Origin of the sequence: Burkholderia sp. Ac-20379 (assembly GCF_017104645.1) — a bacterium.
Classification (GTDB): Bacteria; Pseudomonadota; Gammaproteobacteria; order Burkholderiales; family Burkholderiaceae; genus Burkholderia.
This window is the reverse complement of the sequence record NZ_JAAGPF010000066.1, coordinates 17,239-29,908: the sequence shown is the minus strand read 5'-3', so window position 1 is coordinate 29,908 and position 12,670 is coordinate 17,239. Positions and strand designations below refer to the sequence as shown.

Sequence of the window (12,670 nt, the reverse complement as noted above, 5' to 3'; positions counted from 1 at the left end):
GCCCGCACGCGCTCGCGCTTGCGCACCGTGGTGGCGAGCCGCGCGCCGATCAGCCCGAGCACGACCAGCAGCGCGGCCGTCGCGACCGACACGAGCTGGCCGAACGCGGTCAGCGCGGGCCGGTGCAAGCCGATCAGCCAGACCAGCATCACCACGCCGATCAGCCAGTTCACATGGCCAACCGCGCGGGCGACGCCGGACGTCAAATCGCCGTTGACCGACGCGTGAAACGCGAGCCACGCGAGGCCGAGCAGCGCAATGCCGAACGCCTGCCCCACCATCGGCGGATCGACCTGAATCAGTTGCAGCGCGTCGTACAGCCCCTTCCAGGGCGTCAGCACGAACAGCACACCGCCTGCGAGCAGCAGCAGGGCATCGATGACGAGTACGACGCGCAGCAATGGCTTCATGAGCGATCAGTCCACGTGGTAGTTGGGGGCTTCCTTGGTGATTTGCACGTCATGCACATGCGACTCGCGCATGCCGGCGGCCGTGATCTGGACGAACTCGGCCTTCTCGTGCATCTCGGCGATGGTGCGGCAACCGCAGTAGCCCATGCTGGCGCGCACGCCGCCGACCAGTTGGAACAGGATCGCGTTGACCGAGCCCTTGTAGGCGACGCGGCCTTCGATGCCTTCCGGCACGAGCTTGTCGATGTTCGCGGAGTTGTCCTGGAAGTAGCGATCGGCCGCGCCGTCCTTCATCGCGCCAACCGAACCCATGCCGCGATACGACTTGTACTGACGGCCTTGATACAGGAACACGTCGCCCGGCGCTTCTTCCGTGCCGGCGAACATGCTGCCCATCATCACGGCGTTCGCGCCGGCGGCCAGCGCCTTCGACACGTCGCCCGAGAAGCGCACGCCGCCGTCGGCGATACACGGCACGCCCGTGCCGCGCAGCGCTTCCGACACATTGGCGATCGCGCTGATCTGCGGCACGCCCACGCCGGCGACGATCCGCGTCGTGCAGATCGAACCGGGGCCGATGCCGACCTTGACCGCATCCGCGCCGTACTCGACCAGCGCCTTGGCGGCGGCCGCGGTGGCGATGTTGCCGCCGATCACTTCGACGTGCGGGAAGTTCTGCTTGACCCAGCGCACGCGCTCGAGCACGCCCTTGCTGTGGCCGTGCGCCGTATCGACGACGATCACGTCCACGCCGGCCTGCACCAGCAGCTCGACGCGCTCTTCGTTATCGGCGCCGACGCCGACCGCCGCGCCCACGCGCAGCTTGCCGTGTTCGTCCTTGCAGGCTTCCGGGTGTTCGGTTTGCTTGGTGATGTCCTTCACGGTCATCAGGCCGCGCAGGTCGAACGCGTCGTTGACGACCAGCACGCGCTCCAGGCGGTGGCTGTGCATCAGCGCCTTCGCTTCGGCGAGCGGCGTGCCTTCCTTGACGGTGACGAGGCGCTCGCGCGTGGTCATGATCGACTTGACCGGCTCGTCGAGACGCGATTCGAAACGCAGGTCGCGGTTCGTCACGATGCCGACCAGTTGCTGGCCTTCGACGACCGGGAAGCCCGAAATGCCATGCTGGCGCGACAGGTCGATCACGTCGCGCACCTTCATCGACGGCGGCACCGTGATCGGGTCGCGGACCACGCCGGACTCGAAACGCTTGACCTTCGCGACTTCGCGCGCCTGTTCGGCGGGCGTGAGGTTCTTGTGGACGATACCAACGCCGCCCTGCTGCGCCATCGCGATGGCGAGGCGGCCTTCCGTCACCGTATCCATGGCGGCGGATACGAGCGGCATGTTCAGGGCGATGTTGCGGGTGAGCTGGGTCTTGAGACTGGTGTCGCGCGGCAGGACGTCGGAGAACGCCGGGACGAGGAGCACGTCATCGAACGTGAGTGCTTTTTGGATAAGACGCATGGCAAATCCTATGGGCGCAAAAGCAGATTATACGCGATACCGCGCGGATTTTCACCACCCGAACAACGGCTTAGCGGCCCGCCCGGCGCGGCGTTCGGTTTGCGCTTCGCGGCAGGTTCGTCCGGATTTCGCGCCCGCGCGGCGATGTTCGGATACGAAAATCCGCGGCTTCGGAGGCCGTCGAACCGCCCGGGCGGCCGGGAAAGCCCCTGGGACGAACAGGGACACGCCGCCTGCGGCGCATCGGCGCTGGCCGGCGGCATCGCCCGACAATCCGCGCCCCATGCAGAATTCGACAAGACGAACGCACGCACGAACCGTTACGCTCCGCGCTCTTATCGTTTCAGTCAGTGCAAGGAAGGTCGTCATGCAGCGCGGAGTCATGTACGGAGTATTGGCCGGCGCCCTCTGGGGCATGGTGTTTCTGGTGCCCAGGCTGCTCGCCGACATCTCGCCGCTGGCGCTCAGCGCCGGCCGCTACACCATGTACGGGCTCGTGTCGGCCGTCGTGGCGCTGCCGATGGCGCGCTCGCTGCTCGCGCGCCTGACGCGCGAGGATCTGGTCGCGCTCGTGCAGCTCGCGCTGGTGGGCAACCTCGGCTACTACATGCTGCTCGCCAGCGCCGTCCACCTGATCGGCATCGCGCCCGCCTCGCTGATCGTCGGCGTGCTGCCCGTCACGGTCACGTTCGCGGGGATGCGCGACGCCGATGCCGTGCCGCTGCGCCGGCTCGCCCTGCCGCTCGCGCTGGTCGCGGCCGGCATTGTCTGCATCAACGTCGACCTGTTCACGTCGAGCGCGGCGCAGGCCACCTCGGCGCTCGACAAGCTGACCGGCATCGCCTGCGCCGTCGGCGCGCTGATCAGCTGGACCTGGTACGCCGTCGCCAATGCGCGCTATCTGCGCCGCCACCACCGCTTCGACGGCAACGAATGGTCGGCGCTGTGGGGCATCGTCACGGGGTTGGCGGGCGCGCTGGCGTGGCTGGTGCTGGCCATGCTGCCGTCCGGCACGGTCGCGATGCCGGCCGCCGGCGGCTGGCCGCTGTTCTGGCTGCTGAACCTCGCACTGGCGATCGGTGCGTCGTGGCTCGGCAATGGTCTGTGGAATGCGGCGTCGAAGCGCCTGCCGCTGACGCTGACGGGCCAGTTGATCGTGTTCGAAACCGTGTTCGCAATGCTGTACGGCTTCGTGTTCGAAGCGCGGATGCCGCGCGGGCTCGAGATTGCCGCGCTGGCGCTATTGCTGGCCGGCGTTTACGGCGCGGTGCGCCGCCACGGCGATGCCGCGCCGCCCGCCGCCGGGCCGGGCAGCCCCAACCTCGAACAGCCGGACGAACGACACCGCACGGTGCATTGATGCGCGGCGCGGCGCCGAACCGAAGCCGGGCGCCGCAGCAATGCAATCGTGGGATGAATCAGCCGGGAACCTGCCCTGGAAGGCAAGCCCGGCAGCGCCAGCCGGAAAGGCTCAGCGCGAATCCTTCGGCATCCACTTGCGGCCCTCGATCGAGCCCTCGCGGCGGGTTTTGTCGACGCGGCGCTGGCGCGCCGCCTTCGGATCGACGATCAGCGGCCGGTAGATTTCCACGCGGTCGCCATCGTGCAGCGCGGCGTCGAGCGGCGCAAGCTTGCCGAACACGCCGGTTTTCGCCACGCTGACGTCGATCTCGGGATGCCGGGCGACGATGCCGCTCGCCTCGATCGCGTCGCGCACCGTGGCGCTGTCGGGCAACGACACGTCGATCAGCGTCTGGCAAGTCGGCAGCGCGTAACACACCTGAACGGCCAGCATGCTCAGCCCTTCCCGTAGCGCTGGTCGGCGCGCTTCACGAACGAATCGACGAACGTATTGGCGATGTGGCTAAACACCGGGCCGATGATCTTCTCGAGGATCACGTTGGTGAATTCGTAGTGCAGCGAGAACTCGATCTTGCAGGCATCGGCGCGCAGCGGCGTGAAGCGCCAGTAGCCCGTGAAGTTCTTGAACGGGCCGTCGGCGAACTCCATGTCGATGCGATGCGGCCGCTCCTGCGTGTTGCGGGTCGCGAAGTGCTGCCGGATTCCCTTGAAGTTGATGTCGATCCGCGCCTCCATGCCGGTGTCGTCCTGACGGCGCACTTCGACGCCGCCGCACCAGGGCAGGAAGTTCGGGTAATCGGCCACGTCGGTCACGAGGTCGAACATCTGTTCCGCCGAATGGCGGATCAATACGGTTTTGTGGACATCTGCCATAAATCTCGCGGCATCAAGAGTGGAGGCCAAGCCGGGCCAACTGCGCCCCGCTTTGCTAAAATCGCGATTTTAAACGAGTTGGCCATTTCCTTTCATGAGCATCATAGACAACAGAAAGGCATTCTTCGACTACCACATCGAAGAACGCTATGAAGCGGGGCTCGTGCTCGAAGGATGGGAGGTCAAGGCCTTGCGCGCCGGCCGTGGCCAGATCAAGGAAGGCTACGTGATCGTCAAGAACGCCGAAATCTTCCTGATCGGCACCCATATCAGCCCGCTGCCGGAAGCGTCGACGCACATCCAGCCCGACCCGGTCCGCACGCGCAAGCTACTGCTGCATCGTGACGAGATCAAGAAACTGATCGGCAAGGTCGAGCAGCGCGGCTACACGCTCGTGCCGCTGAACTTCCACTACAAGGGCGGCCGGGTCAAATGCGAGATCGGCCTCGCCAAGGGCAAGAAGCTGCACGACAAGCGCGAAACCGAGAAGAAGCGCGACTGGGAACGCGAAAAGGCGCGGATCATGCGCGACGGCGCGCGCGCCTAGCAAACGGGCGGCCCGGGCTCCGGGCTCTCCCGCCCTGCCCCGCAAGGACGAATGGCCCGCTTGCAGCGGGCCATTTCGTTTTGATACACGCCGATAGCGGGCGAAGCCGCTTCACTCAGCCCTTGGCCGCCGCGCCCGGCGTGCCGTGCTTGACGATCGCCAGCGCCGAAGCGATCGCCGTGCTGAGATCGGACATGTTCGACGGCACGATCAGCGTATTGCCCTGCTTGGCCAGATTGCCGAACGCGCCCACGTACTGCTCGGCCACCTTCAGGTTCACGGCGTCCATGCCGCCCTGCGACTGGATCGCGTCGGCGATCTTGCGGATCGCCTCGGCATTGGCCTCGGCCACCGCCAGGATCGCCGAAGCCTCGCCCTGCGCCTGATTGATCGCGGCCTGCCGCTCGCCTTCGGATTTCTGGATCGCCGCCTCGCGCGCGCCCGAGGCCAGGTTGATCTGCTCCTGCTTGCGCCCCTCGGAGGCCGCCACCAGCGCGCGCTTCTCGCGCTCGGCCGTGATCTGCGCCTGCATCGCGTGCAGGATTTCCTTCGGCGGCGTCAGATCCTTGATCTCGTAGCGCAGCACCTTGACGCCCCAGTTCGACGCGGCTTCGTCGAGCGACGACACGATGCTGTGATTGATGAAATCGCGTTCCTCGAAGGTCTTGTCGAGCTCGAGCTTGCCGATCACCGAGCGCAGCGTGGTTTGCGACAGTTGCGTGATCGCCAGCACGAAATTGCTCGACCCGTACGACGCCTTCATCGGGTCGGTGACCTGGAAGTACAGCACGCCGTCCACCTGGAGTTGCGTGTTGTCGCGCGTGATGCAGACCTGGCTCGGCACGTCGAGCGGGATTTCCTTGAGGATGTGCTGATAGGCAATGCGGTCGACGAACGGCAGCACGATGTTCAGCCCCGGCGACAGCGTCGCGTGATAGCGGCCGAAGCGTTCGAGCACCCACGCGTGTTGCTGCGGCACGATCTTGACCGTTTTGGACACGATCACGAACGCGATGACAAGTACCACGGCCCAGAAAATCAGTGCACTCATGAATTAGCCTCTCTCTTGTTATGCAGACCGAACGGCGCCCCGGCGCTCAGCTCCGGGCCTTGGCGCCGACGATCAGGCAGTTGCCCCGTAACGCGCGCACCTCGTAGAGCTGCGCATCGTCGCGCTCGCCGGCGGCGAGTTCGACGTCCCAGTCGGCGCCGCGATACGGTACGCGGGCACGACGGTTCTGCCAGTGCGCCACCGCAACGGTGGCGCCGATGTCGAGATTGACGTCGGGATTGGTGGCCGCGTCGCGGCGCGGCTGCTGGCGCCGCCCGCGCGTGATGCGACGCAGCACCGCCACCAGCACCAGCGCGACGAGCGCCGCCGCGGCCAGTTGCAGATGCGGCGCACCGCCCGCCAGATGCACGAGGCCACCGGCCATGCAGCCGATCGCGATCATCAGCAGATAGAAGGTACCCGACATCAGTTCGGCGATCACCAGCACGCCGACGCCTAACCACCAGAACAGTTGGCTCGACAACATTCCGACCTCCGAAACGAAAACACCCCGGTAGTGACCGGGGTGTTTATAGCACAGTCGCGTGCCGGTACCGGGCCGCCGCCGCATAAGCCGGCGAGCCCGATCAAACGTGCCTTACTTCGCCGACTTGGCCAGCGCCTGCCACGTATCGATGACCGTGTCCGGGTTCAGCGAGATCGACAGGATGCCCTCTTCGGTCAGCCATTGTGCGAAATCCGGGTGATCGGACGGGCCCTGGCCGCAGATGCCGACGTACTTGTCGAGCTTGCGGCACGCATCGATCGCGCGCTTGAGCATGAACTTGACGGCCGGATCGCGTTCGTCGAAATCGACAGCCAGCAGTTCCATGCCCGAATCGCGGTCGAGGCCGAGCGTGAGCTGCGTCAGGTCGTTCGAGCCGATCGAGAAGCCGTCGAAGTGCTCGAGGAACTGCTCGGCCAGGATCGCGTTCGACGGCACTTCGCACATCATGATCAGGCGCAGGCCGTTTTCGCCGCGCTTGAGGCCGTACTTGGCCAGCAGACCGACCACGCGCTCCGCCTGCTTCACGGTCCGCACGAACGGCACCATGATCTCGACGTTCGTCAGGCCCATCTCGTCACGCACGCGCTTGAGCGCGATGCATTCCATTTCGAAGGCCTGCGCGAAATCTTCCGCGATGTAGCGCGAGGCGCCGCGGAAACCCAGCATCGGGTTTTCCTCGTCCGGCTCGTAGCGCGAACCGCCGATCAGCTTCTTGTACTCGTTCGACTTGAAGTCGGACAGACGCACGATCACGGGCTTCGGATAGAACGCCGCGCCGATCGTGGCGATGCCTTCCATCAGCTTGTCGACGTAGAACGCACGCGGCGAGGCGTGGCCGCGCGCGACGCTTTCGACGGCCTTCTTCAGATCCGCATCGATGTTCGGATACTCGAGGATCGCCTTCGGGTGAACGCCGATGTTGTTGTTGATGATGAACTCGAGACGCGCGAGGCCGACACCGGCGTTCGGCAGTTGCGAGAAATCGAAGGCGAGCTGCGGGTTGCCGACGTTCATCATGATCTTGACCGGAACGGCCGGCAGTTCGCCGCGCTGCACTTCGGTCACTTCGGTTTCGAGCAGGCCGTCGTAGATCTTGCCCTCGTCGCCTTCCGAGCACGACACCGTCACCAGCGCGCCGTCCTTCAGCACGTCGGTGGCATCGCCGCAGCCGACCACGGCCGGCACGCCCAGTTCGCGCGCGATGATCGCCGCGTGGCAGGTACGGCCGCCGCGGTTCGTGACGATCGCCGCGGCGCGCTTCATCACCGGCTCCCAGTTCGGGTCGGTCATGTCGGCCACCAGCACGTCGCCCGGCTGCACGCGATCCATTTCCGACGGATCGTTGATCACGCGCACGGGGCCCGCACCGATCTTCTGGCCGATCGCGCGGCCCGTCGCCAGCACTTGCGACTGGCCCTTGAGCTTGAAGCGCTGCTCGGCCTTGCCGCTTGCCTGGCTCTTGACCGTTTCCGGACGCGCCTGAAGGATGAAGATCTTGCCGTCGCGGCCGTCCTTGCCCCACTCGATGTCCATCGGACGCGCGTAGTGCTTTTCGATGATGACGGCGTACTTGGCCAGCTCGATCACGTCTTCATCGGTGATCGAGTAGCGGTTGCGCTGCTCGCCCGGCACGTCGACCGTCTTCACGCGGCCCGGCTCGCCCGGCTGCGTGAATTCCATCTTGATCAGCTTCGAGCCGATCGAGCGGCGGATGATCGGGTATTTGTCCTGCGCGAGCGTGGTCTTGAAGACGTAGAACTCGTCCGGATTCACGGCGCCCTGCACGACGGTTTCGCCCAGGCCATAGCTCGACGTGACGAACACGGCGTCCTTGAAGCCCGATTCGGTATCGATCGTGAACATCACGCCGGCCGCGCCGACGTCCGAACGAACCATGCGTTGCACGCCGGCCGACAGCGCCACTTCGGCGTGCGTGAAGCCCTTGTGGACGCGGTACGAGATCGCGCGGTCGTTGTAGAGCGACGCGAACACGTGCTTCATGCGGTCGAGCACGTCTTCGATGCCGACGACGTTCAGATAGGATTCCTGCTGACCGGCGAACGAGGCGTCCGGCAGATCCTCGGCGGTGGCCGACGAACGCACGGCGAACGACAGTTCTTCGGGCGAGCTGTTGCACAGCACGACGAACTGTTCGCGGATTTCGGCCTCGAGACGCGGCTGCAGCGGTGCGTCGACGATCCACTTGCGGATTTCACCGCCCGCGACGGCGAGCGCCTTCACGTCGTCGATATCGAGCGACTCGAGGCGTTTCGCGATGCGATCGGTGAGGTCGTTGTGAGCGAGGAAGTCGCGGAACGCAAGTGCCGTCGTCGCGAAACCCGTGGGTACGCGAACGCCAGCTTGCGAAAGCTGGCTGATCATTTCGCCGAGGGAGGCATTCTTGCCCCCGACGATCTCGACATCGGTCATCCGCAACTGCTCGAACGGGATTACATACGCCTGGTCCTTTGCGACGTTTGCTGCGTTAGTCATACAAGCCCCTAAGTGTGAAAAGAATTCACGATCGGGCGATTGGGCTCGGGCGCGGCCGCTTGTAAGAAGCGGGAGCGCGCATCGCACGACCTGTTGGATAAGCGGTCGCCAGAACCGGCGCAGCTTGTAAAAATCCCGGCAGAAGGACGAAATAACAGACAAATCGCCCAATTTGCCGGGAACTCAAGCCAGCCTCGGTAAAAAAGTCGCGAACATGACGGCTTTTCCACAACGGCTTATCCAACAGGTTGGCCGCTATTCTACCGTGCCGCGTGGGCGATGTGACAATCGACGTGCGGCGCGGGCGTCGAAATCCGGGCGCGACCATCGTCGGCACGCCCGCCGGGCACGGCCCGCGCGGCCCGAACGGCGCCCCCACGCCCTGCTAGAATGGCCGCTTCCGGCCCGCACGAGGCCGCCATCGCCGCACGTTCGCGCTCACGATTCATGCTTCCTACCGTTTTCATCGTCTCCGACGGCACCGGGATCACCGCCGAAACCTTCGCACACTCGATCCTGTCCCAGTTCGACCAGAAATTCCGGCATGTGCGCGTGCCGTTCGTCGACTCGCTCGACAAGGCGTATCTGACGGTGCAGAAGATCAACGACGCGGCGCAGCTCGACGGGCGCCGCCCGATCGTGTTCACCACGCTGGTGGACAGCGAATCGAACGAGATCGTGAAGCGCTCCAACGCGCTGGTGCTCGACATGTTCCAGCGCTTCGTGGAACCGCTCGAACAGGAGCTGCAGCTCAAGTCGACCCATGCGATGGGCCGCGGCCACCAGAACGCCGACACCGAGGAATACAAGACCCGGATCGAGGCGATCAACTTCTCGCTCGCGCACGACGACGGCCAGTCGGACCGCAACCTGGCCGAAGCCGATGTGATCCTGGTGGGCGTGTCGCGCAGCGGCAAGACACCGACCAGCCTCTACCTGGCGATGCAGTACGGCGTGAAGGCGGCCAACTATCCGCTGATCCCCGAGGATTTCGAGCGCGGCAGGCTGCCCGGCGAACTGGCGAGCCATCGCACCAAGCTGTTCGGGCTGTCGATCGATCCGCAGCGGCTTTCCGAGATCCGCAACGAGCGCCGCCCCGGCAGCAAGTACGCATCGCCCGAGAATTGCCGCTACGAAATCAACGAGGCCGAGGCGATGATGCGGCGCGAAGGGATCAGTTGGCTGTCGTCGACACACAAGTCGATCGAGGAAATCGCCACGACGATCCTGCAGGAAATCAAGCTCGACCATCTGTCGTACTGACGGATACGGGCGAACCGCGCCCCGCGACGCGTGTATGAAAAAACGGCGGGGTCACTGCTTCGGTGACCCCGCCGTTTTTCGCTACATCGTTCCGAACGTCAGCGCTTGCGCTGCTGCCTGCACTGCTCGAACAGGCAGACGGCCGCCGCCGCCGCCACGTTCAGCGATTCCATGCCGCCCGGCTGCGGAATCGTCACGCGCAGGCCCGCCGCTTCGCGCCAGGCGGCCGACACGCCCGCCCCTTCGTTACCGAACACCCACGCCACCGGGCCGCTCAGGTCGCATTCATCGACCGCCTGCGCGCCGTGCGAGTCGGTCAGCGCCACCGGCACGCCGAGGCGCGGGATCAGCGCATCGGCATCGACGTCCTCGTGGATCTGCAACAGGAAATGCGCGCCCATGCCAGAGCGCAGCACTTTCGACGACCACGCATAGGCCGTGCCGCGCATGCAGAACACCTGGCCGATGCCGGCCGCGGCCGCGCTGCGCAGGATCGAGCCGACGTTGCCGGCATCCTGCACGCCGTCGAGCACGACGGCCGTCTGCATCACACGCTCGGGCAGCTCGGCGGCCGGCCGGTCGACCAGCAGCAGCATGCCGACGCCGTTGACGACGCTCGACAACTGGCCGAACAGCGCGTCGGGCAGGGACACCACGCGCTGCGGTTCGACGCGCGAGACGATCGCGTGCGTTTCGTCGTGCACGAGCGCGCCGTCGGTCACGACGCAGAGTTCGGGCTGGCCGCATGCGTCGAGATAGGCCGACGCGAGGTGAAGCCCTTCGAGCAGCGCTTGCGCGCCGCGGCGTTGCTGCTGCGTCGAGCCCGCCAGCGCCTTCAGGCGCTTGTACAGCGGGTTGTCGCGCGAGGTAATGAGTTTCATCGGACGATATCGAGCGCCGCGCGTACCGGCGCGAACGAGCGGCGATGGTGCTCGCACGGCCCGTGTTCGCGCAGCGCGGCGAGGTGTTTCGGCGTGCCGTAACCGGAGTGGACGTCGAAACCGTAGAGCGGGAAATTCGCGTGGAGATCCACGAGCAGGCGGTCGCGCGTGACCTTGGCGATGATCGAGGCGGCCGAGATGCTCGGCACCAGCGCATCGCCGCCGATGATCGCTTCGCTGCGGATCGTCAGCGTCGGGCAGCGGTTGCCGTCGATCTTCGCCAGGGTGGGCGCCATCGACAGCCCTTCGACGGCGCGCCGCATCGCCAGCATCGTGGCATGCAGGATGTTGATCGTGTCGATTTCCTCGACGCTGGCCGAGGCCACGCACCAGGCGAGCGAATGCGCGACGATCTCGGCGTAGAGCGCCTCGCGCTTTTTCGCGCTGAGCGCCTTCGAGTCGTCGAGGCCGGCGATCGGCCGCGCCGGATCGAGGATCACGGCCGCCGCCACCACCGGGCCGGCCAGCGGGCCGCGCCCGGCTTCGTCCACGCCGCAGACGATCTCGCCCGGCGCGTCGAACGAAAAACCGGGCTGCTCGGCCACGACGATGGCCGCCGCGCCGCGCTTCTTGCGGGTGACGTTCATGCGCGCGGCTTCCGGTTCGCAACCACGCGCTCGACCGCCTCCGCGGCGCGCGCAGCCGTGTTCTGGCGCAGCGACAGGTGCATCTCGGTGAACACCTCGTGGAGCGTGCGGCGGTTCGCGTCGTCGCGCAATTGCGTGAGCGTCGCGTCGGCCAGCGCCTCGGGCGTCGCGAAATGCTGGAGCAGTTCGGGCACCACGAAACGGCCGGCCAGGATGTTCGGCAGCCCGACGTACGGCAGATAGCCCTGACGGCGCATCACCTGCCCCGTCAGCCAGGGCACCTTGTACGAGATCACCATCGGCTTCTTGAGCAGCGCCGCTTCGAGCGTCACCGTGCCGCTCTTGACGAGGATCGCGTCGGCCGCCGTCATGGCGACCTGCGAGCGGCCGTCGGTCAAAGTGAGCGGCAATTGCGGGTGCGCGTCGACGAGCGGCTGCAGCAGGCTGCGCAATTGCGGCGTGGCCGCCGGCATCACGAAGCGCACGCCCGGCTCGCGCTTGTGCATCAGCGCCATCGCCGCGAAGAAGGTCGGCCCGATCAGGCCGATTTCCGAGCGCCGGCTGCCCGGCAGCACCGCGATCACGGGGCCGCTTTCGGGCAAGCCGAGCGCGATCCGCGCGCCGCGCGTGTCGGGTTCGAGCGGGATGTCGTCGGCCAGCGGATGACCCACGTAGGTCGAGGCCACGCCGGCCTTTTCGAGCAGCGCCGTTTCGAACGGAAACAGGCACAGCATGTGATCGACCGATTTGACGATCTTCTTGATCCGGCCGCCGCGCCAGGCCCAGATCGACGGGCAGACGAAATGGACGGTCGGAATGCCGGCGTCGCGCAGCGACTGCTCGACGCCGAAATTGAAGTCCGGCGCATCGATGCCGACGAACACATCGGGCGGTTCGGCCAGCAACTGGCGCTTGAGCTCGGTGCGGATGCGCAGGATGCCCGGGATTTCCTTGAGCGCCTCGACATAGCCACGCACCGTCAGGCGATCCATCGGCCAGTGCGAATCGAAGCCGGCCGTGATCATGCGCGGCCCGCCGATCCCGTAGTAGTGCGCGGAACCGGGCAGGCGCGCATGCAGCCCGCCCAGCAGCGACGCGCCGAGCAGGTCGCCCGACGGTTCGCCCGCGACGAGCGCGAGGCGCAGCGGAGTCGAAGGGAGCGCCATCG

General features: G+C 66.1%; 12 protein-coding genes and 1 pseudogene. 3 read left to right on the top strand and 10 right to left on the bottom strand.

The genetic code is table 11. The annotated features are described in order from the left end of the window. Nucleotides 1–410 (bottom strand): annotated as a pseudogene (locus G3N92_RS11815) (hypothetical protein); the annotation flags it as partial. Nucleotides 411–416: 6 nt separating this feature from the next. Further along, nucleotides 417–1,877 (bottom strand): IMP dehydrogenase, encoded by a 1,461-nt coding sequence (guaB, locus tag G3N92_RS11810; protein WP_206127655.1) that lies wholly within the window; start codon nt 1,875–1,877, stop codon nt 417–419. A 367-nt stretch (nt 1,878–2,244) separates the two neighbouring features. On the opposite strand from guaB, the gene G3N92_RS11805 reads away from it, so the two are divergent. Beyond that, nucleotides 2,245–3,237: a DMT family transporter gene (locus tag G3N92_RS11805; protein ID WP_206127654.1), complete on the top strand. Its 993-nt coding sequence runs from the start codon at nt 2,245–2,247 to the stop codon at nt 3,235–3,237. Nucleotides 3,238–3,348: 111 nt separating this feature from the next. On the opposite strand, the gene G3N92_RS11800 is transcribed toward G3N92_RS11805, so the two are convergent. Then, nucleotides 3,349–3,672, bottom strand: a complete 324-nt coding sequence (locus tag G3N92_RS11800) for an RnfH family protein (RefSeq protein ID WP_206127653.1) — start codon at nt 3,670–3,672, stop codon at nt 3,349–3,351. Nucleotides 3,673–3,674: 2 nt separating this feature from the next. Then, on the bottom strand, nt 3,675–4,112 hold the full coding sequence (locus G3N92_RS11795) for a type II toxin-antitoxin system RatA family toxin (protein ID WP_206127652.1): 438 nt from the start codon (nt 4,110–4,112) through the stop codon (nt 3,675–3,677). A gap of 94 nt (nt 4,113–4,206) precedes the next feature. Here G3N92_RS11795 and smpB point away from each other — a divergent pair, with 94 nt between their 5' ends. After that, nucleotides 4,207–4,659, top strand: a complete 453-nt coding sequence (gene smpB, locus G3N92_RS11790; protein WP_206127651.1) for an SsrA-binding protein SmpB — start codon at nt 4,207–4,209, stop codon at nt 4,657–4,659. A gap of 115 nt (nt 4,660–4,774) precedes the next feature. Here the strand turns inward: smpB and G3N92_RS11785 are convergent, their stop codons facing one another. From G3N92_RS11785 to ppsA, 3 genes are all read right to left on the bottom strand, one after another. Then, nucleotides 4,775–5,710: an SPFH domain-containing protein gene (locus G3N92_RS11785; RefSeq protein WP_206127650.1), complete on the bottom strand. Its 936-nt coding sequence runs from the start codon at nt 5,708–5,710 to the stop codon at nt 4,775–4,777. Between the two features lie 46 nt (nt 5,711–5,756). After that, nucleotides 5,757–6,197, bottom strand: a complete 441-nt coding sequence (locus tag G3N92_RS11780; protein ID WP_206127649.1) for an NfeD family protein — start codon at nt 6,195–6,197, stop codon at nt 5,757–5,759. Between the two features lie 111 nt (nt 6,198–6,308). Next, on the bottom strand, nt 6,309–8,711 hold the full coding sequence (gene ppsA, locus G3N92_RS11775) for a phosphoenolpyruvate synthase (RefSeq protein ID WP_206127648.1): 2,403 nt from the start codon (nt 8,709–8,711) through the stop codon (nt 6,309–6,311). Nucleotides 8,712–9,158: 447 nt separating this feature from the next. On the opposite strand from ppsA, the gene G3N92_RS11770 reads away from it, so the two are divergent. Then, a complete protein-coding gene (locus G3N92_RS11770) occupies nt 9,159–9,974 on the top strand; it encodes a pyruvate, water dikinase regulatory protein (protein ID WP_206127647.1) in 816 nt (271 codons plus the stop codon). Nucleotides 9,975–10,072: 98 nt separating this feature from the next. On the opposite strand, the gene G3N92_RS11765 is transcribed toward G3N92_RS11770, so the two are convergent. From G3N92_RS11765 to lpxB, 3 genes are read right to left on the bottom strand one after another with little or no spacing between them, the layout of a single operon-like run. After that, nucleotides 10,073–10,855, bottom strand: coding sequence for an RNA methyltransferase (locus G3N92_RS11765; protein WP_206127646.1), 783 nt, complete (start codon nt 10,853–10,855; stop codon nt 10,073–10,075). After that, nucleotides 10,852–11,502: a ribonuclease HII gene (gene rnhB, locus G3N92_RS11760; protein WP_206127645.1), complete on the bottom strand. Its 651-nt coding sequence runs from the start codon at nt 11,500–11,502 to the stop codon at nt 10,852–10,854. Before rnhB ends, G3N92_RS11765 begins: the two co-directional genes overlap by 4 nt. Next, nucleotides 11,499–12,668 (bottom strand): lipid-A-disaccharide synthase, encoded by a 1,170-nt coding sequence (gene lpxB, locus G3N92_RS11755; RefSeq protein WP_206127644.1) that lies wholly within the window; start codon nt 12,666–12,668, stop codon nt 11,499–11,501. Before lpxB ends, rnhB begins: the two co-directional genes overlap by 4 nt. Nucleotides 12,669–12,670: the final 2 nt, after the last annotated feature.

Coding starts and splice junctions, on each gene's coding strand:
- guaB (WP_206127655.1), bottom strand. CDS start 1,877: ATGCGTCTTATCCAAAAAGCACTCACGTTCGATGACGTGCTCCTCGTC.
- G3N92_RS11805 (WP_206127654.1), top strand. CDS start 2,245: ATGCAGCGCGGAGTCATGTACGGAGTATTGGCCGGCGCCCTCTGGGGC.
- G3N92_RS11800 (WP_206127653.1), bottom strand. CDS start 3,672: ATGCTGGCCGTTCAGGTGTGTTACGCGCTGCCGACTTGCCAGACGCTG.
- G3N92_RS11795 (WP_206127652.1), bottom strand. CDS start 4,112: ATGGCAGATGTCCACAAAACCGTATTGATCCGCCATTCGGCGGAACAG.
- smpB (WP_206127651.1), top strand. CDS start 4,207: ATGAGCATCATAGACAACAGAAAGGCATTCTTCGACTACCACATCGAA.
- G3N92_RS11785 (WP_206127650.1), bottom strand. CDS start 5,710: ATGAGTGCACTGATTTTCTGGGCCGTGGTACTTGTCATCGCGTTCGTG.
- G3N92_RS11780 (WP_206127649.1), bottom strand. CDS start 6,197: ATGTTGTCGAGCCAACTGTTCTGGTGGTTAGGCGTCGGCGTGCTGGTG.
- ppsA (WP_206127648.1), bottom strand. CDS start 8,711: ATGACTAACGCAGCAAACGTCGCAAAGGACCAGGCGTATGTAATCCCG.
- G3N92_RS11770 (WP_206127647.1), top strand. CDS start 9,159: ATGCTTCCTACCGTTTTCATCGTCTCCGACGGCACCGGGATCACCGCC.
- G3N92_RS11765 (WP_206127646.1), bottom strand. CDS start 10,855: ATGAAACTCATTACCTCGCGCGACAACCCGCTGTACAAGCGCCTGAAG.
- rnhB (WP_206127645.1), bottom strand. CDS start 11,502: ATGAACGTCACCCGCAAGAAGCGCGGCGCGGCGGCCATCGTCGTGGCC.
- lpxB (WP_206127644.1), bottom strand. CDS start 12,668: ATGGCGCTCCCTTCGACTCCGCTGCGCCTCGCGCTCGTCGCGGGCGAA.